Raw genomic sequence first — 25,269 nt, 5'->3', positions numbered from 1 at the left:
TTACTGTCTACTGTTTTTTCTTGTCGGCGGGATTATTGCGGGTCACCGTTGCCGCTTCGGTGACAGGATTAAGCAGGGTCATACCTTCAGGCAGGCGGAAGCGCAGTTCCACATCCTTGCTTTTGCCCGGATCCAGATCAGGCGGCGTGACGCTGACCTCCAACTGTCCAAGATATTTGCTGCTTTTTGCCAGGGCTTCGGGCACTTCCACCATAACGGTCACTTCGTCGGGCGTGACGGTGTAAGCGCGACGGTTTTCTCCGGAAATTTCAATTCTGCAGCGGCGGCTCACCACTGTACGTCCGCTGGTAATGGTGTACTGCACCCGTACCGAGGAAGGATTGGCCGTGACCATGCCGGGCGTATCCAGAGGGATGGTCTGGTGCACGGTGGTGCCGGCAGCCTTGGGGTCCAGCATGATGGTCAGGGGCACATTGGCAATATCTTCCACTACGGCTTCCGGCCCGCGCAGAACCACAGTGGCAGGGGTTACGCTCACGTTTTCCACTGTAAGGGCGCCGCCCTTGAGGGGCGAATCCACAATGGCCCGCACGGGTACGCTACGCTCCAGCAGGTTGTCCGCCTTGATGACAATGCGCGGGGGCTGCACGTCGATGAGCTCAAAGGCGCGGAAGCCCGGTCCCAGGTGTTCGGCTGTGAGGGGCACCACAGTCGTGCCTTTCTTGATGTTGGAGAGGTTTACGGCCTGGATGAGCTTGCGTTGGGTTACGGAGCGCAGCAGCGTTTCCGGCCCGCGCAGACGCACCGTGGCCTTGGTGATAAGGCCGTCGGTGATGACCAGATTGGCCGGGATACCGTAATAGTCCAGATTAACGTCAAACTGGGCTTCCAGCCTGTCCCGCACGCTGACCATATACCACATGCCCACAGCAATAAGGACGGAAAGTAAAAATGAAAGCAAATGGGGCGGACGACGGGAAGGGTCAGACGATTTCATTGAGCACCTGCCTCAGGCGGGCCGCGTCCAGAGCGCGCACCAGCTCGCCCTTCATGGCCAAAGAAATTTCGCCCCGCTCTTCAGAAACCACAATGGCCACGGCGTCGCTTTCTCTGGTAATGCCCAGGGCCGCGCGGTGGCGTGTGCCAAAGCTCTGCCCTTTGGCCACGGCTAAGGGCAGAATGCAGGCGGCCGCTGTGATCCTCCCGTGGCTCAAAATGACCGCGCCGTCGTGCAGCGGAGCCTTGGGGTAAAAAATATTCATGAGCAGACGGCGGGAAAGCTGGGCGTCCACCCGCACGCCCTCGCGTTCAATCATGTCACCCAGGCGCATGCTGCGCTCCACCACAATCAGCGCGCCTACGCGCAGGCGCGCCATTTCCACGCAGGCGGCTACCACCTCTTCCACCGCGTCCTGCTGCAGGCCCCGTTTGCGGAACAGACGACTGGCCCCCATTTCGCCCAATGCCTGGCGAATGTCAGACTGAAAAATAACAACAATAAGGATAAACAGGGAACTAAAAATGTGCTGGAGCAGCCAAGTCAGGGTATAAAGACCCAGAATATTTGAAACAAAATAAAGGACCGTCAGCAGCCCAAGGCCCGTAAGTACAGCCAGAGCACGTGAGCTGCGCAGCATCTGAATGACCTGGTAGAGCAGCACGCTGACCACGGCAATGTCCATGGCATCGCGCCAGTCAAAGGCAATGTGCTCCAACCCCATAGATGTTCCTTGCTGCAAAAGTACGGGGACCGAAAGTCCCGTGGCTTGCCATACGCGCTCTGCGGGCCCGTGTCCAGAGGCCTGGGACGCAGTGCGCCGGCCAGGGTCAGCGCTGGCCGGTCAGGACGGCCGCCACGGCCAGACTCTGCCGGGCTGCTTCCACCCGGTGCACCCGGTGCCAGAAGACGCCACGGATCCGCAGCAGGGCTGTGGCCGTATCTGTGGCCGTGCCGCGAGCCGCAGGCTGCAGCCCCAGCAGGCCGCCGAATACGGATTTCATGGAAAGCCCCATGAGCACGGGCCGCCCCAGCGTGAGCCAGTCTTCAGGGTGGGCCAGCAAGGTCAGGTTATGCTCCAGGGTTTTGCCAAAGCCGATGCCAGGGTCCAGCACGATTCTGTCTTCCGGCAGACCGGCGCGCACCAGGCGGTTCATTTCGCGCTCAAAAAAGGCTCTTACGTCGCGCCGCACATCGTCGTAACGCGGATCGCGCTGCATGGTGTCTGGTCGACCCTGGCTGTGCATGAGCACATAGCCGGGCTTGTACTGCACCAGCACGTCCAGCAGGGCCGGATCAAAGGCACAGGCAGAAATATCATTGATGATGGTCACACCTTGCGCGAGCACAGCGGCCGCAGTGGCGGCGTGGTAGGTATCTACAGAAAGCACGGCGGCCGGGGCCTGACGGCGCAGGCCAGCCAGTACCGGCAACAGGCGGGCCAGCTCCGCCTGCGGGTCCAAGGCGGCCGCGCCGGGACGGGAGGATTCCGCGCCCAGGTCCAGAATGTCTGCCCCCTGGGCATGCAGGCGCAGCGCATGAGCCAGGCCGAGGGGCCCGTCCGGGTGGCTGCCGCCGTCATAGAACGAATCGGGCGTGAGGTTGACGATACCCATGACGCCAAAGGGGGCGGGCGTGGTCAGCGCCCTCCCCCCCAGAATATGCCAGGCCGAAGCCGTGGCGGCGGCAGCGCCGCTAGTGGTTGTCATTATCCCGTGAATCCTTGGAATCGACCGGCCGCGCGGGAGCGTCGGAATCCGGCTCCAGCGTGAAGTCCGCATTTTTGTCGGACGGAGCAGCGGCGCCCGTGCCATCAGTGGGGCCGGTTGCGACGGGGGCGGCGCCAGAGTCGCCGCCCTGCCCTTCGGGCGCAGTCGGTTTGACGGGTTTGCCGTTGCTGTCCAAAGGGGGCAGCTCCTTGTTTTCCAGCAGCAGGTCGAGGTCGCTGCCCGTGATGGTTTCGCGTTCCAGCAGGGCCGCAGCAATGCGGTGGAGCACCTCCACGTTGTCCTGCAGCAGTTTAAGGCAACGGCTATGGGCCTCTTCCACAATCCGTTTGACTTCAGAATCCACCAGGCGGGCGGTGTCTTCACTGAAGTTTTTGTTCTGCACCCATTCCCGGCCGATAAAGACTTCTTCGCCTGTCTCGCCGATGGAGAGCGTGCCCACGGCCTCGCTCATGCCCCATTCGCAGACCATTTTGCGGGCCAGCCGGGTGACGCGCTCAATGTCATTGGAAGCGCCGGTGGTGATGTCGTCAAAAATAATTTCTTCGGCTACGCGACCGCCCAGCAGCACTACAAGATTGTTGCGCAAATAGGAGCGGGAATAGCCGTGGCGGTCTTCCTCCGGCAGCTGCATGGTCACGCCCAGAGCCCGCCCGCGCGGGATGATGGTGACCTTGTGCACCGGGTCAGATCCGGGCAGCAGGCGGGCGCACAGGGCGTGGCCGCCTTCATGGTAGGCGGTGATGCGCTTTTCTTCTTCAGAGAGGATCAGGCTGCGGCGCTCACGGCCCATGAGTACTTTGTCCTTGGCGTACTCAAAATCGCGCATGTCCAGACGGTCCTGATTGAGCTTGGCGGCCTGCAGGGCGGCCTCGTTGACCAGGTTTTCCAGATCAGCGCCGGAAAAGCCCGGCGTGCCCCTGGCCAGGACTTCCAGATCCACATCGCCGGCCAGCGGCGTGCGTTTGGTGTGCACTTCAAGGATACGGCGACGGCCGCGCAGGTCGGGGGTGGGCACCACCACCTGACGGTCAAAACGGCCAGGCCGCAGCAGGGCCGGGTCCAGCACGTCCGGGCGGTTGGTGGCGGCAATAAGGATGACGCCCTCGTTGCTTTCAAACCCATCCATTTCCACCAGCAGCTGGTTCAGAGTTTGTTCCCGCTCGTCGTGGCCGCCGCCCAGGCCCGCACCGCGTTGCCGGCCCACAGCGTCAATTTCATCAATAAAAATAAGACACGGAGCGTTTTTCTTGCCCTGAACAAAGAGGTCGCGCACGCGCGAAGCGCCTACGCCCACAAACATCTCCACAAAATCAGAACCGGAAATGGAAAAAAACGGCACGCCCGCCTCACCCGCTACGGCGCGGGCCAGCAGGGTTTTGCCCGTACCGGGAGGGCCCACCAGCAATACACCCTTGGGAATACGACCACCCAGCCGCGTGAATTTTTTGGGGTTGGAGAGAAACTCCACCACTTCCTGCAGTTCTTCCTTGGCCTCATCCACCCCCGCCACATCGGCAAAGGTGACGCGCGCGCCTTCTTGGTTGAGCATGCGGGCGCGTGAGCGGCCAAAACTCATGGCTTTGCCGCCGCCGCTCTGCATCTGACGCATAAAGAATATCCATACGCCCACCAGCAGCAGCATGGGGAACCAGGAAACCAGCAAGGTCATGTACCAGGGCTGTTCTTCCGGCGGCTCAGCCTTAACTTCAACTTTTTTCTCAATAAGGCGGTTGACCAGGCCCAGATCCTGAGGCGCATAGGTCTGCACGGTCTTGCCGTCCGCAGTTCTGCCAGTGAGGGTGTGCCCTTGAATGGTTACGGACATAACCTGCCCGTTGTCCACCTGACTGAGAAAGTCAGAGTACGGCACCCGCTGCATGACGCCTTGCGGTTGCTGGAACATATTGAAAAGCATGACCATAGCCAGGACGATAATCGCCCAGAGCATCAGGTTGCGGCTTATCTGGTTCAACATTGCCTCCGTAACGTTTTCCGTACGCGGGGGCGCACGGCCAAGGCCGGACAAACGGCCCGCACCCATACCGGAATACTACCTGTTCGCGCTCGGTGTCAAATATCTTTAAAGGGGAACAGCCCCCAAGGGGCGTTGCCTGGGCTTATATAAGTCCGCAACAGCGTTTGGCAATGTGCCATCCTGCAAAAATCGGCCTGAGGCATCTTGGCCTCGGTACGCACTACCTCTACGACTGGGGCCACAGGCACAGTCTTTAATCCCCTTGCGCAGCAGCTTTTTTTTGCCTATGTTGCCTTCAGCGCGGAGGCGTTTCGTCACCGGTGTGGCGCCCGGTCTTCAAAACCGGTGGCAGGCTTTACCGTCTGCGGTAGGTTCGACCCCTATACGTCTCCGCCAAGTTTGCTCAGTGCCGCCATTATCCAGGACGGTTTCAGCTAACCCCTTTGAGGCCTTGCTGCAGAGGGGGCTTTTTATATTGCCGCTCTTTGCAACGCTTTTCGCTGCACTGTCGGCCGTCACAAGCGCGACCGCTTCTCTTTGAGGTTGGGGGAAATCGGTCCGCAGCTCTGTCGGAAAAACTGCCCGTTGAAGGGGCTTGCCCCCGTCTTTGGTGTAGAGCCGTCTTTGGTGTAGAGCCGGCTTGCCCCCGTCTTTGGTGTAGAGCCCCTACAGGCAGCACAAAAAACAAAGAGCCCCAAGGCCTTTTAGACAACCTTGGGGCTCTTTGACAAATTTGTGGTAGCAAGGGAGGGATTTGAACCCCCGACACTGCGGGTATGAACCGCATGCTCTAACCAACTGAGCTACCTTGCCATGTCAGCCGCTGTTCAACGGCGCGACGCATTCAATACAAAATTTGCGTGCCGCTGGCAAGAATTTTTTTACAGAAATCAGTAGACCATGAAAAAATAAACCAGCGGGGCCAGCACCAGCCGGTATACGGCAAAGGGGATGAGGGTCATGCGCCCCACCAGGGCCACAAAGGCCTTTACGGCCACCAGGGCGGAAAGAAACGAACCGATCATGCCCACAGCAAAAAAAGGCAGGTCTGCCGCGGAAAACAGGCTCCAGCTTTTGAGCAGATCGTAGCCCGTGGCCGCCACCATGATGGGTACGGCCGCGATGAACGAATACTCCGCCGCCAACGGCCGCTTGGCCCCCAGCATCATGCCGCCCATGATGGTGGCCGCCGAGCGTGAAAAGCCCGGCCACAGGGCCAGACACTGGAAGCAGCCGATGCCCAGCGCCAGGCGCGGCGTCATATCGTCCAGGGTGATGCAGGTAGGCCGAAACTTGCGCCTTTCCACCAAGATCATGCAGAACGCGCCCACCACCAAGGCCAGCAGCACGGTGCCCGGACGGAACAGGTATTCCTTGATATAATCGTGCACAAGCAGCCCCATGACGCAGGCGGGCAGCGAAGTGAGCATCAGTAGAGCAATGCCGCGCATGCCGGCGAAGCGCATGTAGGGCTGTGGCCGCAGCAGCCCCCAGAAGCGCTGCCGGTACAGCACCGCTACAGCCAGAATGGCCCCCAACTGGATGACCACCTCAAAGGTAGCGGCCCTTTCGCCCACAAAATTGAGCAGATTTCCCACCAGAATGAGATGCCCGGAAGAGGACACGGGTAAAAATTCCGTAATGCCTTCCACAATACTCAGAATCAGCGCTGTAAGCAGGTTGTCCATATATATTTTCCCTGGTCGCGCCAGAGGGCGGCGCGACACGGTTCAGCGGTTTAGCAAAAAGACCGCAACCGGGAATCGGCATTGCCAAATCCCGCTGCGGCGGCTATAGTCAGGGGAAAAAGGAAGTGTTCCATGAGCAGCATCATGCCACAAGGCGAACTGGTTCGCAAAGCCGCCGCCTACCTGGCGGAGCAACGGGCCGCACATCCCGGCAAAAGCCTGGCCACGCTTCTGGATGAGGCGGGCATGCGTTTCAACCTCACCCCGCTGGACGCCGCCGCCCTGGAGCGGCTCTTTCGCCAGTCCTGTCAGGACAAAAGGTAGCAACGGCCGCTTCCACCGGGCTTATGTAAAGCCCGGCCCTGGTCAGACTGGGCCTGGTTGGCATAGTATAGGTCGGATCGCCGGGCCTGCTCCCTTTGGAATCCGTACAGCCGAGGCCGCCTTCGGCAATGCCCGTCAGGCTCCGGCGCACTCCATTTATTGGCCGTAAACGGCGCCCGGTCGCGGCAGGTTCGCACCGGGCGCACAGGCCTTACGCAATCCGCCCGCCGTTGGGCACGGGCTTATCCACGCTGAGCAGGGCCAGCGTCGCGTCGTCTCCAGCCGTCAGCACCATTCCCTGAGAAACCAGCCCACGGATGGTGCGCGGCGGCAGATTGAGGATGGCGCAGACCTGACGGCCCACCAGGGCTTCAGGCGCATAATGCGCCGCCAGGCCGGAGAGTATCTGCCGGGGCTCGGCTTCGCCGAAGTCTATTTCCAGTTTCAGGATGCGGTCGGCGTTGGGGTGTTTTTCCGCCCGCAGCACCGTGCCTACCCGCAGGTCCAGAGCCTGAAACCGGCTGAATTCCACCAGCTCTTTTCCCGCCCCGTCCGTTCCGGTCGCCACAGTGGCCGGAGTTTTTTTGTCGGCAGGCTTTTTAGTCTCCTGCACGGCTTTGGCTGTACTTTTTTTGTCGGCAGGCGCTTGCACCACGTCCTTTTTGACCTCGATGCGCGGAAAGAGGTTGGAGGTCGCCGCCAGGGTTGTGCCCGGAGCGAGCCCGTCAAAAGTGTCCACCTCGTCTTCCAGCCGGGGCACGGGAGGCGCTTTGGGCGGCACCGTCTGCCCCAGCTGCTCCAGCATGCGGGCCGCAGCCGTGGGCATGACCGGCCAGAGGCAGAGGGCCGTCTTGCGCATGGCCGAAAGCAGCACATACATCACCGTACCGAGCCGCTCCATATTATCCTGCTTGTACAGAGTCCAGGGGGCCTGAACATCTACATATTTGTTCAAGGCGCGCACCAGTTCCCACAAGGATTCCAGCCCCTGCGCAAACTGCACGTTGCCGAAAAGCTGCGTAAAATTCCGCATGGCCGTGGCGCAGAGCTCCACAACGGCCAGATCCGCCTCCTGAAAAGCCGCGGGGCGGGGCACGACGCTGCCAAAATATTTGCCGCTCATGGACAGCACCCGGCTGAAGAGGTTGCCCAGGTCGTTGGCCAGGTCTGCATTGATACGGCCTGTAAGGGCCTCTTCGCTGAAGCTGGCGTCGGAACCGAAGTGCATTTCACGCAGCAGAAAGTAGCGGAAAGCGTCTGCGCCGAAGCGTGCGCTCATGGCCTCCGGCTCCACCACATTGCCCAGGGATTTTGACATCTTGGTGTCGCGCACCAGCCAATAACCGTGCACGTTGAGGTGGCGGTAGAGAGGCAGGCCGGCGGCCTTGAGCATGGTGGGCCAGAACACGGCGTGGGGTTTGAGAATATCCTTGGCCACCAGATGTTCGCCGGGCCAGTAGCGGGGGTAGTCTGCGCCGTCGGGCCAGCCCAGAGCGCTGATGTAGTTGAGCAGGGCGTCAAACCAGACGTAACAGACGTAGTCCTTGTCAAAGGGCAGCTCTATGCCCCAGGTCAGGCGCGATTTGGGCCGCGAGATGCAAAGGTCTTCCAGTGCGCCTGATTCCAGCATGGCCAGCACTTCAGAGCGGTAGCGCTCCGGCCGGATAAAGGAGGGGTTCTCCTCAATGTGCTGTTTGAGCCAGGGCAGATACTTGGACATGCGGAAAAAATAATTTTTTTCGCTGATGTATTCCGGCTTGGTCAAATGCTGAGGACAGAGGCCGTTTTCCAGCTCTTTTTCCGTATAAAAGCGTTCGCAGCCGTAGCAGTAGTGCCCGCCGAACTCGCCGAAGTAAATGTCGCCCCGGTCGTAAACCCGTTGCAGAAAGGTCTGTACCGCAGCCATGTGCTGCGGGTCTGTGGTGCGCACAAAGCGGTCGTTGGCTATATCCAGGTGGGGCCAGAGGGCCTGGAAGCGGCCGCTGATGTCGTCTACAAACTCCTTGGGCGTTTTGCCCAGCTTTTCCGCCGCCTGCACGATCTTGTCGCCGTGCTCGTCTGTGCCGGTAAGAAAGAGCGTGTCCTCGCCCAGCAGTTTGTGGTAGCGGGCCATGGCGTCGGCCACCACCGTGGTATAGGCGTGCCCCAGATGGGGGCGGGCATTGACGTAGTAAATGGGCGTGGTGATGAAATAGCTGTTCACGGGGGGCTCCGTTGCTTGTGACGTCATTGATCTGCTTCAGAGGTTTGCGGTTTGCGGCGGCGTTTGCGACGCGGCTTGCCGACCCCGGCCTGGGCCGGATCGCCTGCAGCGCTTGTGTCGCCCGTTGCGGCAGGGGCGCACTCCGCTCCTTCAGGCGCAAAGTCATGGTCCACGCTGTCCACAGTTTCCGGAGAAACGGAAACCACCAGCAAACCGTCGCCCTGCGGCGGCCTGGCGGGCTGTCGCCCCTGCGCGGCGGCATTCTGCGGCGCTTCGGGACGGAAAGGAGAAAGGGCCTGCCATTCATCCAGATGAATTTCCTGCTCCTCGCCGCTTTCTGTCAGCACCGCTATGGAATTGCGGAACAGGTTGGCCCGCAAGACCTTCATGGGGCCCTTATCCGTCTGATAGCGTTTGCCCAGACGGGGACAATGGCGATGGAAATTGTCGTAATTTTCCTGCTCATAGGCCAGGCAGCAGAGCAGGCGACCGCAGATCCCGGAAATTTTTGCGGGGTTCAGAAAAAGGTTTTGTTCCTTGGCCATACGGATAGTCACAGGGGCGAACTTGCGCAGGTAGCGGCGGCAGCAGCAGACCATGCCGCAGTTGCCCACGGCCCCCACCATCTGGGTTTCGTGGCGCACGCCGATCTGGCGCAGCTCAATACGCGCCCGGTATTCGCGCACCAGATCCTTGACCAGGTCGCGGAAGTCAATGCGGGCGGGCGCGGTGAAGTAAAAAATCAGCTTGCTGCGGTCAAAAAAAACTTCCACATCTACCAGCTTCATATCCATGCGGCGTTCACGGATACAGCGGCGGCAAAAGGCCGTGGCTTCAGCGGCCAGACGGTCATTCTCCTCCCCCTGGCAGATATCTTCCGGGCTGGCTTGACGCAGAATCTGCGGCAGATCTTCGTCGCTCCGCCCTTCCGGCAGTTCTGCCGGGCCGGAAACCACGCGGCCCAGAGCTGAACCCTGTTCCGCAGCAACAAGCACGTAGTCTCCCGCCTTGAGCTCAAACGGCCCCTGATAGTAACTGGTCTGCCCCAAAGGGCGGGAGCGGACGCCATACACGGGCGAGGACATGGGCACGGCACACCTTTTATTAAAAGATTTCCAAAACAATTCTTTTCGGCCATTACCGCCCCGCTGTCAACTCCGCCCTCACGGCGCGGGCCGCGCCTTGCCTTCACCCCGCCCCTGCCGTACACTGGCAGGAGAGGAAGGTATAGCCATGATCACACGCGATTCTGCCCTGCACTTGCTGGAGGAACACCGCACCCCGCCCGCCCTGCTGCAGCACGCCCTGGCCTCGGAGGCCATTTTGCGGGCCCTGGCGCGACATTTTGGGGAAGACGAAGAGCTCTGGGGCCTCACCGGTCTGCTCCACGATCTGGACTACCCCGCCACGGTTGAAACCCCCGAACGGCACGGTCTGGACAGCGCGGAGCTCTTGCGCCACAGCCTGCCCGAACCCGCCCTTGCAGCTATTCGCGCCCATAACGGCGAGATGAACGGCGTCGCCCCCCAAAGCCGCTTTGACTACGCCCTGCGCTGCGGCGAAACGGTCACCGGGCTTATCAGCGCCGCGGCGCTCATGCGACCCACGGGGCTGGAAGGCATGGAACCCAAGAGCATCAAAAAAAAGATGAAAGACAAAGCCTTTGCCGCCAGCGTCAGCCGTGACAACATCCGCCAGTGCGCCGAAGCCGGGCTGGAACTGGACGCTTTTTTGAGCCTGGCTATTGAAGCCATGCGCGGCATTGCCCCGCAGCTGGGCCTGGTCAAGGAGGTGCGCCCATGACGTCCCCTGAAGCCGCCGCCCTGCAGACGGAAATCCGCACCCTGGGCCCCTGCAAACTGGATTCCGCCTTACCCTACCGCACCTGGGCCGACGACAAAATCGTGCGGATTTTTGTGGATGAGGAACTTTCCGATGAAGCCGCGACCCCTTTCGGCGTCTGTCTGGAGGCCGCAGGCCCGCGCAAAAAGCTCTACTTTGACCCCACCAGGGCAAAATGCGCCATCGTCACCTGCGGCGGTCTCTGTCCGGGCATCAACGACGTCATCCGGGCCATTGTTATGGAGGCTTTTCACGCCTACCATGTGCCCTCGGTGCTGGGCATTCCCTACGGGCTGGAGGGCTTTATCCCTAACTACGGCCACACTCCCCTGGAGCTGACCCCCGCCGTTGTGGCGGACATTCACCGTTTTGGCGGCACTATGCTGGGGTCTTCGCGCGGGCCGCAGGCGCCCGAAGAAATCGTGGACACTCTGGAACGCAGCAACGTCAACGCATTGTTTGTCATCGGCGGCGACGGCACCATGAAGGCCGCCCAGGCCATCAGCGCCGAAGTGCAGACCCGCGGCCTCAGAATTGCCGTCATCGGCATCCCCAAAACCATTGACAACGACATTAACTTCATCCCCCAGTCCTTTGGCTTTGAAACCGCCGCCTTCAAGGCCACAGAGGCCATTGAATGCGCCCATACTGAAGCCTGCGGCGTGCCCAACGGCATTGGTCTGGTCAAACTCATGGGGCGGGAGTCGGGCTTCATCGCCGCACGCGCGGCCCTTGCCCTGAAGGAAGTAAACTTCGTCCTCATCCCTGAAGCTCCCTTTGCCCTTGAAGGACAAGGCGGCCTGCTGCCCGCGCTGGAAGAACGCCTGCGTCGGCGCGGCCACGCCGTCATTGTGGCCGCCGAAGGGGCCGGGCAGCACCTGCTGGACCAGCAGTCCGGCACAGACGCCTCGGGCAACCCCGTGCTGGGCGACGTGGCCACCCTGCTGCGCGGCGCCATGACCAAATACCTGAACGCGCGCGGCCTGGAGCACTCCATCAAATACATTGACCCCAGCTACATTATCCGCTCCGTGCCGGCCAACGCCAACGACAAGGTCTACTGCGGCTTTTTGGGCCAGTACGCCGTGCACGCGGCCATGGCCGGCCGCACAGACATGGTGGTGGGCAAAATTCAGGACCGCTATGTGCATCTGCCGCTGGAGCTGGTCACCCGCAAGCGGCGCAAACTCAACATTTATTCCGATCTCTGGCGGGCCGTGCTGGAATCCACCGGGCAAGGCACGTTGGCGGGCATGCTGCCGCCCCTGTAATGGACGTTCGGCCCCGTTCGCGGCAGTTACGCCAGATCAAGGCTTCGGCCGGGTCCGGCAAAACCTTTGAGCTGACGCGCTGCTTTTTGCAGCACGTGGTGGCCTGCGGCGCGCCCGCACCCGCCACGGGCGTCTGCGCCCTGAGTGCGGCCGGCCCCACTGGCTGGGGCGACGTCCTGGCCGTCACCTTCACCAACGCCGCCGCCGCCGAAATGCGCGAGCGCGTGGTGCGCCAGTTAAAAAACGCCGCCCTGGGCCATCCGCCCGAAGGTCTGCCCCTGGCCGCGGACGAGGCCGGCCGCTGGGTCACAGCCATCATGCGGGACATGGGCGCGCTGCAGATACGCACTATCGACAGCCTGCTGCACAGCATTGTCCGCGCGGCGGCTCTGGACCTGGGCCTGCACCCGGAGTTTCAGCCCGTGTTCGCCAGCGAGGAGGCTCTGACGCCCTACCTGGACCTACTGCTGGAAGAAGCCCGGCGGCAGAACCCGGCCATGCTTGAGCTGCTGCGGCAGGTCTGTCACGCCCTGGTCTGGCACGGCAACAGCCGGGGTTTTCTGGCTGGAGAAAAAATCCTGGGGCAACTGCGTCCCTTTATGGATAAAGCGCTTTTGGGCGAGCTGGAGGACGTTTCTCCACCGGCCGCGCTGGAACAGCGCTGGACCACCCTCCTGCTGGCGGCGCGCTCCGCCGGACAGGCCCTTCTGGAGGCGGCCGAGGCCGCAAGTCTGACCTGGAAAAAACAGGCCTATGCCGCTGTGGAAAGCATGGCCGCAGGCACTGTGAAGGATTCGGCTTTTTTTAAAAAGCCTGAAGCCGCCGATCTGTTCACCAAACATCAGACCGTTCCCGCCGCCGTGGCGGCATCCTTTACCCGCTGCGCGGCCGCCGCCGGAACATGGCTGGAGGAGGCCCCTTTGCTGCAGCTGGGCCTGCGCTACGCCCCGGCCGTGGAACTGGCCCGTACCTTGGCCGAGGCCTTTCGCAGTAATCAGGCTGAAGAAGGCCATCTGCCCGGTCTGCTTATCCCCCATCTGGCGGCGGACCTGCTGCGCGCCGAGCACGGCGTGCCGGACGCCCTCTGCCGCCTGGGCGCGCGGCTCACCCATTTTTTGGTGGACGAATTTCAGGACACCAGCGCCGAGCAGTGGCGCGCCCTGCGCCCCTTGGTGCTGGAGGCGCTCTCGCGCGGCGGTTCGCTGACCTGGGTGGGCGACGTAAAGCAGTCCATCTACGGCTGGCGCGGGGGCGACCCGGACCTGTTCGACGCCGTGCTTGGCGATGCGTCCCTGACCGCCCTGGTCCCAGAGGGGGAACGCGTCACCCTGCCCCACAACTGGCGCAGTCGGCGGGAGGTGGTGCAGCACAATAACCTGTTGTTCACCCCTCTGGAAAACCGCGAAACGGCCCTGCGCGTGCTCACGGCCCTGTTGCCCGGCACCGCGCCCACCGAGGGGCTGCCGCAGGCCGCCGCCAAACTGGCCCAGGCTTTTGCGGGCGCGGCGCAGCAAAGCCCGCCCCAGGGCAAGCCCGGCGGGCTGGTGCAAGTGGACGTGCTGGAGGCAGAAAACGTTGAGGCCCTCACAGCCGCGACCCTGGAACGCCTGGGCAACCTGCTGGAAGAAGACATCGGCCCGACGCGCCCTTGGTCGGACGTGCTGGTGCTGGTACGCTCCAACCGCATGGCCGCCATTGTGGCGGATACCCTGCTGGGCCGGGGCATCCCGGTCATTACGGAAAACAGCCTGCGCCTCGCCGGGCATCCCCTGGTGGCGCAGACTGCGGCCCTGCTCAGCTTTCTGGACAATCCCGAAGACGATATTGCCTTCCTTACTGTTGTCACCGGCGTGCTGTTTCACGACCACCCTGAGGCCGCGCCCCTGGCGGAGGAAGATCTGCACGGCTGGTGCGCGGGCGGGCCGCGAGGCGGGCCTTTGTACCGCCTGTTCCGCCAGCGCTGGCCGCAGGTCTGGCAGGCCTTGCTGGAGCCCTTTTTTAACCAGTCCGGGCTCATGACTCCTTACGACCTGACCCAGGAATGGTTCTCCCGCCTGGAGGCGGCCCGACGCTTCCCCGAAGCCGAAGCCTTTTTGCGTCGTTTTATGGAAGTGCTGCACAGTGCCGAAGAAAAAGGCCTCTCCACCCTGCCTACCTTTCTGGAGCACTGGCGGGATAAAGGCGACGCCGAGCGGGTGCCCATGCCCGAACAAATGGACGCCGTGCGCATCATGACCATCCACAAATCCAAGGGTCTGGAAGCCCCCGTGGTGGTGGTGCCCTGGACGGACTTCCGCCTGCGGGTCCACCCCGACCCCCGCACCGTCACCCTTGGCGGCCTGCGCTATGTGGTGGGCAACGCCAGGGCCCTCAACGCTCCTTATTTTGCAGAGCTGGTCCGCCAGGCCCGCGAATGCCTGCATCTGCTCTATGTGGCCTTTACCCGCGCGCGGGATGCTCTGTACGTGTTTCGCGGCGCCCCCGTGGGCGGCCAGAAATCCGCCTGCGACGCCCTGGACGTGCTTTGGGAGGCGGCCGGTCTGCAGCCCCCCTATACCCTGGGCGCACTGCCGGAGCCCCTTGTCGACGCACCCGTAGCCGCCCAGACCGACATGACAACGGCCGATGTGGCCCCCACTGCAGGGGGCTACGCGCAGGCAACAGCGTCCTCCCCCACGTCCGACTCGGAGGCAGACGCGGTGGACCACAGGCCCCGCGCCGGCGCCGGTGCAAAGGACGGGCCCGCAATGGACAGATTTGCTGCGGGCAAGGACCCATCCGTACCCGCCGCACAGCCTGCGGCTTCGCACAGCGCGGATCCCGACGCCGCGCCCTGGCGGCCCATGCAGTGGCTGCCGCGCCTGAAGATTTACCGCAACCCGCTGGCGGGCATGGCCTTTCGTGCGGAAGACCGGGGCACCTTGCTGCACGCCTGCCTGGAGCGTCTGCGCCCCACGGGGCAGCCGGAGGCGGACGCTCGCGCGGCCCTGGAATACGGCCTGCGCCAGTACGCCCTGCCCGTGCCCCAGGACGCGGGCTTTCGGGAGGAGCTTGCCGCCTCTCTGGCCTGGCTGGCAGCGCAACCGCAGGCTGCGAGCTGGCTTGCGCACGGTCTGCCGGAGCATTCTCTGCTGGACGGCCAGGGCAACCTGCTGCGTGTGGACCTGCTGGTGCCCGAAGCCTGGGGCAGCCTGGTCCTCGACTACAAAAGCGGTCAGGCCAGGGAAGAGCACGTGGCGCAGGTGCGCACCTATCTGCGCTGTCTGCACGCGCCGGGGACAACAAGCCGGGAAGCGCGCGCGCTGCTGGTCTATCTGGATCTGCGCCGCTTCCGCCTGGTCACGGATACGGTCGTTTCCCCTTTGCAGGAACACTGCGACGGCCTGTTGCCCCCGGAGGATGCCTTGGCATGAGCGGCGCGCCCTTTCTGGTTTTTCCCTGGCAACGTCCCTTTTTGGCGGACCTCAAGGCCCACCTGGACCGGCTCTGCGGCGATATGCCTGGCCAGGCCCTGGTGGTGGTGCCCCACCACCGGCCCTGGCGCTACCTGGCGCGGCTTTATGCGGCTTCCGGCCATGTGGGGCCCCTGCCGCGCGTTCTGCCCCTCACGGATCTGACGGCCCAATGGCGGGCGCGCCTGGCTCAGGTCCCTTTGTACACGGCGGGCGACCTGGACCGTGTGGCGGCATTGCAGCAGGCTGTGGCTGCCGTTGCCCAGGAAGACAGCGCCCTGGCCGCGCGCTTCGCCCATATGGACGTAGGCCGCTTTTTGCCCTGGGGCCTGCGCCTGGCCCAGGTTTTTGAAGACATGTTCCAGCAGCAGGTGGCGGCCGTGGATCTGACCCACATGGAGCAGGAGGTGGCCGCACCGGCTGCGGCCCTGCTGGGCGCACTGGGGCGCATCGGCACGGCCTATGCGGCGGAACTGCGGGCCAGAGGCTGGACTACGCCGGGCCTGGATACGGCCAGCGTGGCTGCAGACGCCACAGACATCCCGGTCCTGTTCCGCCCCACAGAACGCCGCCCCGTACTGCTTGCGGGCTTTTCTCTGCTGACGCGCGGGGAGGAAGCCGTGCTGCGGCGGCTGTGGGAGGCCGGGGCGCAGGTCTGCCTGCACGCGGACCCGGCCCTGGCGCAAGGGGGCACGCCCCACTGGTCCTGTGAGCCTCTGGCTGCCTGGATCCGCCGCTGGCGCGCCACGGCCCTTCCGGCAACGCCGCGTTTTGCCGCACAGAATTTGCCGCAGGCCGCTGATCAGGACACGGCCTGTCCGTCCCCGCGCCCGGACTATCATTTTTTTGCCGGGTACGACCTGCATTCACAACTTAAAGAACTGCGTGAAGTTTTAACAAACGCGCCGGACCCGCCCCCCAGTCCGGAGCAGGCTGTTGCCACAGACGCCGCCACGGCCGTGGTACTGACGGACAGCGCCCTGCTTATGCCGGTGCTGCACCACTTGCCGCACAAGGATGTGAACGTCTCCATGGGCTATCCGCTGGAGCGCTCCCCCCTCTACCGCTTGCTGGATGCCCTGCTGCGCCTGCAGGAAACCCGCGATGCGGATGGCCGCTACTACTGGCGAGCCCTGCTGCGGTGTCTGCGCCACCCTTACCTTAATCTGCTGCGCGCCGCCCCCCGCACGCCGCAAGCTGGCCCTGACGCCGCTGTCGGGGGCGATGGCGCTCCTGTGGCGGTCGCGGGGCCGCCCCTGCGCGAGGCCCTGCGCCGTCTGGAGCACCACATCCGCACGGGCGCGCGCTTTGTGGACTTGTCTGCCATGGTCCCGGCCTGCGCCGCCGAGATCCCCGCAGATCAGGCGGCTCTGCTGCACGAAACCCTGACCCTGTGCACCACAGGCTTCGGCACGGCTACCACTCTGGAAGACACCGCCCGCGGTCTGTTGCGGATCTGTGACTTTCTGCTGCTGCACGGCGGGGACATCTGGCGGCGCTTTCCGCTGGACGCCGAAGCCCTCTACCGCCTGAGCCGTCATGTGGCCCCGCGGCTGCGCGACAATTGCCTGGCGCAGACCCCCTTGCAGCCTGCGGTGTTGCACGCGGTACTGCGTGGCATGCTGGAGCAGGAGCGCGTGCCCTTTGAGGCTGAACCGCTCACGGGCCTGCAGGTCTTGGGCATGCTGGAAACCCGCCTGCTGCACTTTGACCGTGTGCTCATTGTGGACGCCACGGACGACAAGCTGCCGGGCGCGCCCGCCCCGGACCCGCTGCTGCCCGATGCCCTGCGCCGCGTGTTGGGCCTGCCCGACGCCCGTGGGCGCGAAAAGGCCGCCGCCTATACCCTTTACCGCCTTTGCGCCGGGGCGCGGGAAGTACGTTTTTTCTGGCAGGAGGGCATCACCCGCTCCGAACTTTTTGATGGGAAGAAAAGTCGCAGCCGTTTTGTGGAACAACTGCTTTGGGAGGAGGAGCAAAGTCGGGGGGCCCTGCTCGAACCCGGCCAGGGGCCGCTCACGGCGGCCCGCTGCACCCTGCGCGCCTTTGCCGCGCACCCCCAAAGCCTGCCACGTCAGGGCGGGCTGGATACGGCTTTGAGGCGACTTTTACGCCGTCCCCTTTCCGCCACTCTGTTGGACGTCTATCTGGAATGTCCCTTGCGCTTTGTCCGCCAGTATCTTTGCGCCCTGGAACCGCCGCAGGAGGTCAACGAGGGCGACGACCCGGCTGCGGTGGGCATTTGCGTTCATGAAACCCTGCGCGCGCTGTATGCCCCGTACCTGCAGCGCAGCGTCCGGCGCAGCGCTTTGGGCCCCGCCGCCGTACAGGCCGCCTTTGTTCAGGCTCTCGCCTCTTCCGGGCTGGAAGCGCAACTGCCGCCGGACAGTCTGCTTATTCTTAAGGAAGCCGTGCCCATGCGGCTGCAGCGCTTTCTGGACAACCAGCCCGAAACCACCCTGATCGACGCTCTGGAAACGCCTCTGGACGCCACTTTACGCCTGGCCGGGGCCGACTATGCCTTTAAGGGCGTCTGCGACCGTCTGGACCGACGGGACGGCCTGCTCCATGTGCTGGACTACAAGACCGGCCGCATCAAACTGCCAGATGGCGACCTATGGACAGACGTACGCTTTTTCCGTCAGGCCGGGCAGCTTTGTGACCGCCTGAATGGCCAGACCGGCGAAGCCGCCTCCCCTGCGGAAGCCCTGGAGGATCTGGACGCCCTGTTCTGCCGACTTTGCGAGCGGCTCCGCAGCCTGCAGCTGCCCGTCTATCTGCTCATGGCCCAGGCCGCGGGCCTGGGCCCCCTTGGCGACGCGGCCCTGGTGGACCTTGGCGACACGGGCCGGGAGGCCCCCCTGTTCGGCGGCCTTGTGGGTGAGGACGTGCAGGCCGCCCTGGGCTACTGCCGCACGGCCCTGGAGCTCACTCTCCTGCACCTGACGCGCGCCCCGCACTTTGCGGCCCGGCCCGACAAGCACTGTCGCTACTGCCCTTACGCAGGCCTCTGCACCGTTTAGATAAGAAAATGTATTTTTAACAGCTACGGCATGCCCGTTGCGTCGCTTACCCGCGCAAATACAGAGGCGGTGCTGTCTGTATCTGTAGCCAGCGCTGCTGTCTTTGCCCGTAACTTTCTGCGTCGTTACGGCTGCAGCTACGCTTGCGCCTCCACAGCGGACGTCTGCTTACACAAGCGCCAGGGCCCTGTAACGTTGCAATGCTCTGGCCCGGACATTGGTTGTTGCGGCAGAAGCCTTTGGCGGTTCAGGGGCATGGCCCCGTGAAATTTCTTTTTTCGTCCGGCATCTCCGGCAGCAGCATAACATAAGACGAATACGGTTCTGACCGCCCTGCCCGGCTGCCGTATCATAAAAAATCTGAATACCCGCGCCCGGTTGGCGTTCTGACAACAATTCCCTGTTGCGCCCCGTAAGAAATGCGCTTATATTTATTCCAAAAATCACCGGGGAACGATCTGGTCGTCAATCCGCGGCCCTGCCCGCTTTCCCGTTTCCGTCAGGACGGAGGTCTTGTCATGCCTTTCCCCGCGCTTCGCATAGGTAATCTCACGGCCCGCATCCCTGTTATTCAGGGCGGCATGGGCGTGGGCATCTCACTTTCCGGTCTGGCGTCGGCCGTGGCCAATCAGGGCGGCATCGGCGTCATTGCCGGAGCCATGATCGGCATGAAAGAACCCGATGTGGCCAAAGACCCGCTCACCGCCAACCTGCGCGCCCTGAGCACTGAAATACTCAAAGCCCGCCAGATGACGGACGGCATCATCGGCGTCAACCTCATGGTGGCTCTCACCACTTTTACGCAGATGGTGCGTACGGCCATTGAAAACAGGGCGGACATCATCTTTTCCGGCGCAGGACTGCCTTTGGATATGCCCCGGCACCTGCTCCAGATGTGTGAAGAAAAGAAAGAAGAATTCAAGACCAAGCTGGTGCCCATCGTGTCTTCGGCCAGGGCAGCCACGGTCATTGCCAAAAAATGGGTGACCCATTTCGGCTACACCCCGGACGCCTTTGTGGTGGAAGGCCCCAAGGCCGGCGGCCACCTGGGTTTTAAGCCGGAAGAGCTGCACGACCCCGCCCACGCCCTGGAAGTGCTGGTGCCCCAGGTGGTGGACGCCGTCAAACCCATGGAAGACAAGTGCGGCCGGTCCGTGCCCGTCATCGCCGCAGGCGGCGTCTATTCCGGCGCGGACATCATGAAGTTTCTGAACCTCGGCGCTTCCGGCGTGCAGATGGGCACCCGCTTTGTGGCCACCCACGAATGCGATGCCGACGAACGCTTCAAACAGTCCTACCTGGCGGCCCGCCCCGAAGACGTGACCATTATCAAAAGCCCGGTGGGCATGCCCGGACGCGCTCTGGAAAACGAATTTATCCAGGAATCCCGCGCGGGCAACAAAAAGCCCTTCAAATGCATCTTCCACTGCGTCAAAACCTGCGAGCAGGAAAAAACGCCCTACTGCATCGCTCAGGCCCTGATCAACGCCATGCGCGGCAATCTGGAACGCGGCTTCGCCTTCTGTGGGGCCAATGTGGCGCGCGTCAACGCTATTATTTCCGTACGCGAGCTCATGGACAGCCTGCAGAAAGAATTTGACGAGGCCAAAAGCAGCCTCAGCAAAAGCGTGCAGAACGTTCAGAGTATGCTGGGCCGCGTGGCCGGCATGAAATAAGCGCGATCCCGACTGCCGAAAAAATCCCCCTTGGCCGATCTGCATAGCCAAGGGGGATTTGTTACGTTTTTCGAAACTGCGTATTCGTAAATTTCTCTATGTACGGCTGCGCAGGTTGCCCGCTCCAGCGCTGCACCGCGCATCCGCACCACTGACGTTGCTCCGTAACCAGCGCTGCTGTCTTTGCCCGTAACGTCCCTCGTCGCAAACGGGCCAATAAGGAGCAAACGACGCCTGTTCCTTTGCGACGAGCGGCCGCCTGCGCGTCCACAGCCTGCTGCAAGCCTATCCATGCCCACGCGCCAAGGGCTGTTTTTTCCCGTGACCTGCCGCGACCGCGAAGATATGGCGTCCTGTGCGCCAGGGGCTGGTCCTTGCCGTCCCGGCGCGTATGGCCGCCCTATTCTTCTGTATCCTTATCCCTGGGCGGCAGTTCGCGGCCCCCTTCCTGCAGGCGCTGCAAAAATTTGTCTCGACACTCGTAACTGCAAAAACGGTAAATCTTTTCGCCATCCCGCACGGAGATATTGCCCTCGGTAGAAACATAGGCCCCGCATTCCGGGTCTTTGACCATCTCGCCGGCGGCCACTTTACGCTCTACTTCGGCGGCGCTGTCTTCTTTGTGTTCTTTTTTCTTTTTGAGCAGGTCATTGGCAAACAGGCGGTACAGCACATAGCCCGCCACAATAAGAATCAGCCATTTCCACATGCAACGCTCCTCCAACCCAAACTGCGGCCGCAGGGACCGCGCCGGGGGCTTGACAAAAAATGACGCGCGGCGCGCTGGCCGCTGCCGAGCATTTGTAGCACAGGGGCCGCGCCCCGTCACTGAAAAATTCTGTGCCCTTCCAGCCGCCAGGGCAAACGCGCCAGCCACTGGCGGCCAGGCAGACCGCAGATGCGGATCTGCGGGGCCACCTCCAGCAGGGGCACCAGTACAAAGGCCCGCCGCGTCAGGCGCGGATGGGGCAAAAGACAGTGTGGGTGTGTGCTCTGCACATCTCCAAAAAGCAGCAAATCCAGGTCAATGACGCGCGGTCCGTAGCGCAGGGCCGGGTCCGGGCTGCGCACCCGTCCCTGGGCCGCCTCAATCTGCAGCAGCGCATCCATCAGGGCGTGGGGTTCCCAGTCCGCTCCGGGCAAGAGCTCCGCCGCCCGGTTCAGAAACCAGGGCTGGTCCGCATAGTCCTGCGGCTCCGTGGCGTAGACGGACGAAACCGCGCCCAGCCGCATATCCGGCAGGGCCGCCAAAGCCGCAAGCGCCTGCTCCAGATGCTCCGCAGCCCCGGCCGCGTTGGATCCCAGCCCCACATAGGCCCGTAAAGCCTCGTCAGACCGCATAACGCCTCCTTCTGCGGATTTCCGGCAGCAGAATTGCAGGGCACTGCAACAAAACCGCGCTTGAACGTGTGCCGCCGACACGGCATAGCACAGCTTTGCCCGACGGAAAAGCCGCGGCCATCCCCGCCCCTTGCCCCCCGGAGGCAAGACGGCTAGCATGGAGCCCATGACGCAAAGCCCGCCCTTTTCTTCGCCTCTGGCGCCGCTGCTGCCGCAGTGGTGCGACCATCTGCTGGCCGAGCGCGGTTTGGCCGTCCGTACCGTGGAGGCCTACCGCCAAGACCTGGAAAATTTTTTTCTGTTTCAGGAAGAACTGGCCCTGAGCGGCGGCCGCCTTCCGGCCACGCCGGACGAGCAGGAAATTTTCCTCTACCTCTCCTGGCTGCGGGCGCACCAGAACACGGGGCGCACCCTGGCGCGGCGGCTTTCGGCCTTGCGGGCTTTTTTTGCCTTTGCCCTGGACGCGGGCGCGGTGACCAAAAACCCCGCTCTGCTGCTGGAAAATCCCAAGCTCCCCCTGCATTTGCCGGAGGTGTTGCGCAAGGATGAAATGGAGGCTTTGCTGGCCCAGCCAGACTGCGGCGTTAAAACAGGCGCGCGCGACCGCTGTATGCTGGAGATGCTGTACGCGGCGGGGCTGCGCGTCTCCGAGCTGTGCAATCTGGACGTTCTGGATCTGGACCTGCAGCGGGGGCTGGTGCGCGTTTTCGGCAAGGGCGCCAAGGAACGCCTTGTCCCTTTGCACGACGCCATGCAGCAGATGCTTGCCACCTATCTTAAGGACTGGCGGCCCGCCTTCAGCCCCACGGGCGGGCAGCTCTTCGTCAACCGTTCGGGCCGGGCTCTGAGCCGCCAATACGTCTGGAAGATGGTCAAAAACTACGCCCTGCAGGCCGGCATCCGCCGCGCCATTTCACCGCACACCTTCCGCCATTCCTTTGCCACACACCTTCTGGAAGGCGGCGCGGATCTGCGCTCCGTGCAGCTGCTCCTGGGCCACGCGGACATCAGCGCCACAGAAATCTACACCCATGTGCAGGCCGAGCGGTTGCGCGCCCTGCACCACCAGTTTCACCCCCGGAGCCGCGTGTGAGCCCCGCCACCCTCGTCACCTGCCACGCCAACGCGGATTTCGACGCTTTTGCGGCCATGCTGGCGGCCCGTCGGCTTTATGCTCCCTGCGTGCTGCTCTTTCCCGGCACGCAGGAACGCGGCCTGCAAAAACTTTATGCCCGCCTGGACGCCCAGACCTACGACTTCGTCACCGCCGACAGCCTGGACTGGGCCGCCTTTGACCGTCTGGTGCTGGTAGACACCCGTCAGCGCGGCCGCGTGCGGCATGTGGCTCCCCTGCTGGACCGCCCAGGTTTGCGGCTGGAAGTCTGGGACCACCACCCCGACGCTGCCGACGACGTGACGGCGGACGCGGCCTACACGGCCCGCGTGGGCGCGCTGACCAGCCTGATGGTGCGCCACCTGCGTGAGCGCGGCATTGCCCTTACCCCGGAAGAAGCCACCTTGCTGGGCCTGGGCATTTACGGCGATACGGGTTCCTTCACCTATTCCTCCACGACGGAAGAGGACTTTCAGGCCGCGTCCTGGCTGCTCAGTCAGGGCATGGACGTGAACCGCATAGATGACTTGGCCGCCCACCAGCTCACCAGCCTGCACGTTCAGGCCCTCAACAGTCTGCTGGAGTCTGTGCAGACCTACGTCATCAACGACGTGAGCGTGGCTCTGGCCGAGGCCTCCATGGAGCACTATCTGGGCGATTTTGCCTACCTGGCGCACCGCCTGATGGAAATGGAAAAATTCACGGTGCTCTTTGCCGTCGGCAGGATGGAAGACCGCATCCAGGTGGTGGCCCGCAGCCGCAGCGAGGCGGTCAACGTGGGCGACGTCTGCGCTGCGCTGGGCGGCGGCGGGCATGCTTACGCCGCTTCGGCCTCCATCCGTTCCATGACCCTGCACGAAGTGCGCGAAACCATATTGCGGGAGCTCTACGCCCAGGCGCATCCGGACAAAACGGCCAGGGATTATATGTCTGTGCCGGCCGTGGGCATTGAGGCCGGGGCCAGCATCCGCGAGGCGGACGAGCTTATGCTCCACTTCGGGCTCAAGGCCGTGCCCGTGTTTGCGCCGGGCAGCCGCGCCTGCGTGGGGCTGCTGGACGCGCAGACGGCCTCGCGCGCCGTGGCCCACGGCCTGGCCGTGGCCAGGGTAGAGGAATACATGACCCGCCATGTGCGCACCCTGCCGCCGCACGCGAGCCTGCAGGATCTTACGGACGTCATTGTGGGCGGACGGCAACGGCTGGCGCCCATTGTGGAGGACAACAAAGTTGTGGGCGTGGTCACCCGCACAGACCTCATCAACGTCTTTGCCAACGCCTCCGGCCATCTGCCGGAGCACAAAGGCGGCGGCAAGGAACGCTCCCTGGCCAAACTCATCCAGGACCGCCTGCCCGCGTCCACGCGGGATCTGCTCCACCTGGCCGGGCGTCTGGGCGCGGCCCGCGGTCTGCCGGTCTACGCCGTGGGCGGTTTTGTGCGCGACCTGCTGCTGCAGCGGCCCAATCAGGATATCGACCTGGTGGTGGAAGGCGACGGCCTGGCCCTGGCCCGCGAACTGGCCCGTGAACTGGGCGGCCGCGTGCGGGAGCACCGCAAATTTCTTACTTCCATGGTCATTTTTCCCGACGCCCAGGGGCAGGAACAACGCCTGGACGTGGCCACAGCCCGGCTGGAATACTACGAACACCCGGCCGCCCTGCCCACAGTAGAGCTTTCATCCCTCAAAATGGACCTCTTCCGGCGAGATTTTTCCATCAACGCCCTGGCCGTGCGTCTGGATGACCCCTTTGGCCTGCTGGTGGATTTTTTCGGCGGGCAACGGGACATTAAGGACAAGGTCATCCGCGTGCTGCACACCCTGAGCTTTGTGGAAGACCCCACCCGTTGCCTGCGCGCTGTGCGCTTTGAGCAGCGTTACGGCTTCCATCTGGGCCAGGGCACGGAAAAATTGGTCAAAAACGCCTTGTCGCTCAAGCTCATGGACCGCCTTTCGCCCCAGCGCCTGTTCAGCGAATTCAAGCACATTTGTGATGAAGAAGCCCCCCTGGCCTGCTTCACGCGCATGGACCAGCTGGGCATCTGGGAGACCATAGCCCCCCAACTGGCCCTGATCCCCGCACGCAAGGCCCTGTTGCAGGGGCTGCAGGAAATTCTCGGCTGGTACCGTTTGCTCTATTTTGAGGAACAGCCCCTGCCCTGGCTGGTCTATTTTCTGGGCCTCAACCATGGTCTGAATTATGCCCTTACGCTGGAACACTACCGCCGCCTGGGCCTGCCCGAAGCCCTGCGCGCCACAGTGCTGGCCCAACGAGAACGTCTGCGCGCCCTGGGCAGCCAGCTGACCAACTGGCAAGAAACATCGGCCCGGCCCAGCGAACTCTGCGCCCTGCTCCGGCCCTTGCGCCTGGAGTTTTTGCTCTACCTCATGGCCAGAACCAGCGATGCGCCCCTGCAAAAAAACATTTCGCGCTACATTACCCAATGGCGAAGAGAAAAGGCAGACATCACCGGCCAGGATCTGCAGCGCCTGGGGCTTCTCCCCGGTCCGGCCTACAGCCGGATTCTGGCGGCCGTGCTGCGCGCCAAGCTGGACGGCCAGGCTCCCAATGCCGAAAGCCAGCTGGCCCTGGTCAAAAGCCTGCTGGCAAAAAACGGCCGCACGTCCGGCGGGGCCCCCCTTGCCCGTCGGCCCTAAGCGGTGTATAGCTCAACA

General features: G+C 63.2%; 17 protein-coding genes and 2 tRNA genes. 9 read left to right on the top strand and 10 right to left on the bottom strand.

Translation table 11 applies throughout. From position 1 onward, the window contains the following. Positions 1 to 7 precede the first annotated feature (7 nt). The 4 genes from J7I12_RS03095 to ftsH all read right to left on the bottom strand — a co-directional run bounded on the left by J7I12_RS03095 (position 8) and on the right by ftsH (position 4,660). Positions 8 to 958 (bottom strand): CdaR family protein, encoded by a 951-nt coding sequence (locus J7I12_RS03095; RefSeq protein ID WP_118228941.1) that lies wholly within the window; start codon positions 956 to 958, stop codon positions 8 to 10. Then, positions 945 to 1,682 (bottom strand): diadenylate cyclase CdaA, encoded by a 738-nt coding sequence (gene cdaA, locus J7I12_RS03090; protein ID WP_118228940.1) that lies wholly within the window; start codon positions 1,680 to 1,682, stop codon positions 945 to 947. Before cdaA ends, J7I12_RS03095 begins: the two co-directional genes overlap by 14 nt. Positions 1,683 to 1,788: 106 nt before the next feature. Further along, positions 1,789 to 2,667, bottom strand: a complete 879-nt coding sequence (gene folP, locus J7I12_RS03085) for a dihydropteroate synthase (RefSeq protein ID WP_118228939.1) — start codon at positions 2,665 to 2,667, stop codon at positions 1,789 to 1,791. Further along, the gene (gene ftsH, locus J7I12_RS03080; RefSeq protein ID WP_208360925.1) at positions 2,654 to 4,660 is read right to left on the bottom strand and encodes an ATP-dependent zinc metalloprotease FtsH; all 2,007 of its coding nucleotides are present in this window, start codon (positions 4,658 to 4,660) and stop codon (positions 2,654 to 2,656) included. Before ftsH ends, folP begins: the two co-directional genes overlap by 14 nt. A gap of 305 nt (positions 4,661 to 4,965) precedes the next feature. On the opposite strand from ftsH, the gene J7I12_RS03075 reads away from it, so the two are divergent. Continuing rightward, positions 4,966 to 5,059 (top strand) — tRNA-Sec (locus J7I12_RS03075). A 340-nt stretch (positions 5,060 to 5,399) separates the two neighbouring features. On the opposite strand, the gene J7I12_RS03070 is transcribed toward J7I12_RS03075, so the two are convergent. Together J7I12_RS03070 and J7I12_RS03065 are read right to left on the bottom strand one after the other, a co-directional pair. After that, positions 5,400 to 5,476 (bottom strand) — tRNA-Met (locus tag J7I12_RS03070). Positions 5,477 to 5,553: 77 nt separating this feature from the next. Beyond that, positions 5,554 to 6,351 (bottom strand): undecaprenyl-diphosphate phosphatase, encoded by a 798-nt coding sequence (locus J7I12_RS03065; RefSeq protein WP_118228938.1) that lies wholly within the window; start codon positions 6,349 to 6,351, stop codon positions 5,554 to 5,556. Between the two features lie 132 nt (positions 6,352 to 6,483). On the opposite strand from J7I12_RS03065, the gene J7I12_RS03060 reads away from it, so the two are divergent. Beyond that, a complete protein-coding gene (locus tag J7I12_RS03060; RefSeq protein ID WP_118228937.1) occupies positions 6,484 to 6,675 on the top strand; it encodes a hypothetical protein in 192 nt (63 codons plus the stop codon). Between the two features lie 211 nt (positions 6,676 to 6,886). Here J7I12_RS03060 and metG read toward each other — a convergent pair whose 3' ends face one another. Both metG and J7I12_RS03050 read right to left on the bottom strand, forming a co-directional pair. Next, positions 6,887 to 8,878: a methionine--tRNA ligase gene (gene metG / locus J7I12_RS03055; protein ID WP_208360906.1), complete on the bottom strand. Its 1,992-nt coding sequence runs from the start codon at positions 8,876 to 8,878 to the stop codon at positions 6,887 to 6,889. A 23-nt stretch (positions 8,879 to 8,901) separates the two neighbouring features. Next, positions 8,902 to 9,963 carry a PSP1 domain-containing protein gene (locus J7I12_RS03050; RefSeq protein ID WP_118228935.1) on the bottom strand — a complete coding sequence of 354 codons (1,062 nt, stop codon included), beginning with the start codon at positions 9,961 to 9,963 and terminating at the stop codon, positions 8,902 to 8,904. 148 nt (positions 9,964 to 10,111) lie between these two features. Between J7I12_RS03050 and J7I12_RS03045 the strand changes: the two genes are divergently transcribed. From J7I12_RS03045 to J7I12_RS03025, 5 genes are all read left to right on the top strand, one after another. After that, the gene (locus J7I12_RS03045; protein ID WP_118228934.1) at positions 10,112 to 10,681 is read left to right on the top strand and encodes an HD domain-containing protein; all 570 of its coding nucleotides are present in this window, start codon (positions 10,112 to 10,114) and stop codon (positions 10,679 to 10,681) included. Then, on the top strand, positions 10,678 to 11,991 hold the full coding sequence (locus J7I12_RS03040; protein ID WP_208360908.1) for an ATP-dependent 6-phosphofructokinase: 1,314 nt from the start codon (positions 10,678 to 10,680) through the stop codon (positions 11,989 to 11,991). Before J7I12_RS03045 ends, J7I12_RS03040 begins: the two co-directional genes overlap by 4 nt. Continuing rightward, a complete protein-coding gene (locus J7I12_RS03035; protein ID WP_236031485.1) occupies positions 11,991 to 15,404 on the top strand; it encodes a UvrD-helicase domain-containing protein in 3,414 nt (1,137 codons plus the stop codon). Before J7I12_RS03040 ends, J7I12_RS03035 begins: the two co-directional genes overlap by 1 nt. Further along, entirely contained in the window at positions 15,401 to 18,466 is a 3,066-nt protein-coding gene (locus tag J7I12_RS03030) for a PD-(D/E)XK nuclease family protein (protein WP_208360910.1), read from the top strand. Before J7I12_RS03035 ends, J7I12_RS03030 begins: the two co-directional genes overlap by 4 nt. Before the next feature lie 518 nt (positions 18,467 to 18,984). Further along, complete coding sequence (locus J7I12_RS03025; RefSeq protein ID WP_118228931.1) at positions 18,985 to 20,142, top strand: NAD(P)H-dependent flavin oxidoreductase; 1,158 nt, start codon at positions 18,985 to 18,987, stop codon at positions 20,140 to 20,142. Positions 20,143 to 20,542: 400 nt separating this feature from the next. Here J7I12_RS03025 and J7I12_RS03020 read toward each other — a convergent pair whose 3' ends face one another. Both J7I12_RS03020 and folK read right to left on the bottom strand, forming a co-directional pair. Next, positions 20,543 to 20,851: a transcriptional regulator gene (locus J7I12_RS03020; RefSeq protein ID WP_118228930.1), complete on the bottom strand. Its 309-nt coding sequence runs from the start codon at positions 20,849 to 20,851 to the stop codon at positions 20,543 to 20,545. Between the two features lie 116 nt (positions 20,852 to 20,967). Then, positions 20,968 to 21,483 (bottom strand): 2-amino-4-hydroxy-6-hydroxymethyldihydropteridine diphosphokinase, encoded by a 516-nt coding sequence (folK, locus tag J7I12_RS03015; RefSeq protein ID WP_208360912.1) that lies wholly within the window; start codon positions 21,481 to 21,483, stop codon positions 20,968 to 20,970. Positions 21,484 to 21,649: 166 nt separating this feature from the next. Here folK and xerD point away from each other — a divergent pair, with 166 nt between their 5' ends. Together xerD and J7I12_RS03005 are read left to right on the top strand one after the other, a co-directional pair. Beyond that, on the top strand, positions 21,650 to 22,576 hold the full coding sequence (xerD, locus tag J7I12_RS03010; RefSeq protein WP_118228928.1) for a site-specific tyrosine recombinase XerD: 927 nt from the start codon (positions 21,650 to 21,652) through the stop codon (positions 22,574 to 22,576). Next, on the top strand, positions 22,573 to 25,251 hold the full coding sequence (locus J7I12_RS03005; protein ID WP_417038542.1) for a CBS domain-containing protein: 2,679 nt from the start codon (positions 22,573 to 22,575) through the stop codon (positions 25,249 to 25,251). The genes xerD and J7I12_RS03005 overlap by 4 nt, the downstream gene beginning before the upstream one ends. Positions 25,252 to 25,269: the final 18 nt, after the last annotated feature.

Origin of the sequence: Desulfovibrio diazotrophicus, from assembly GCF_902498985.2 — a bacterium.
GTDB lineage: Bacteria > Desulfobacterota > Desulfovibrionia > Desulfovibrionales > Desulfovibrionaceae > Desulfovibrio > Desulfovibrio legallii.
The sequence above is the reverse complement of the archived record's forward strand: the minus strand, read 5'-3'. Positions and strand labels throughout refer to the sequence as shown.

Coding starts and splice junctions, on each gene's coding strand:
- J7I12_RS03025 (WP_118228931.1), top strand. CDS start 18,985: ATGCCTTTCCCCGCGCTTCGCATAGGTAATCTCACGGCCCGCATCCCT.
- folP (WP_118228939.1), bottom strand. CDS start 2,667: ATGACAACCACTAGCGGCGCTGCCGCCGCCACGGCTTCGGCCTGGCAT.
- J7I12_RS03020 (WP_118228930.1), bottom strand. CDS start 20,851: ATGTGGAAATGGCTGATTCTTATTGTGGCGGGCTATGTGCTGTACCGC.
- xerD (WP_118228928.1), top strand. CDS start 21,650: ATGACGCAAAGCCCGCCCTTTTCTTCGCCTCTGGCGCCGCTGCTGCCG.
- folK (WP_208360912.1), bottom strand. CDS start 21,483: ATGCGGTCTGACGAGGCTTTACGGGCCTATGTGGGGCTGGGATCCAAC.
- J7I12_RS03065 (WP_118228938.1), bottom strand. CDS start 6,351: ATGGACAACCTGCTTACAGCGCTGATTCTGAGTATTGTGGAAGGCATT.
- J7I12_RS03050 (WP_118228935.1), bottom strand. CDS start 9,963: ATGTCCTCGCCCGTGTATGGCGTCCGCTCCCGCCCTTTGGGGCAGACC.
- J7I12_RS03095 (WP_118228941.1), bottom strand. CDS start 958: ATGAAATCGTCTGACCCTTCCCGTCGTCCGCCCCATTTGCTTTCATTT.
- cdaA (WP_118228940.1), bottom strand. CDS start 1,682: ATGGGGTTGGAGCACATTGCCTTTGACTGGCGCGATGCCATGGACATT.
- J7I12_RS03045 (WP_118228934.1), top strand. CDS start 10,112: ATGATCACACGCGATTCTGCCCTGCACTTGCTGGAGGAACACCGCACC.
- J7I12_RS03040 (WP_208360908.1), top strand. CDS start 10,678: ATGACGTCCCCTGAAGCCGCCGCCCTGCAGACGGAAATCCGCACCCTG.
- J7I12_RS03060 (WP_118228937.1), top strand. CDS start 6,484: ATGAGCAGCATCATGCCACAAGGCGAACTGGTTCGCAAAGCCGCCGCC.
- J7I12_RS03035 (WP_236031485.1), top strand. CDS start 11,991: ATGGACGTTCGGCCCCGTTCGCGGCAGTTACGCCAGATCAAGGCTTCG.
- J7I12_RS03030 (WP_208360910.1), top strand. CDS start 15,401: ATGAGCGGCGCGCCCTTTCTGGTTTTTCCCTGGCAACGTCCCTTTTTG.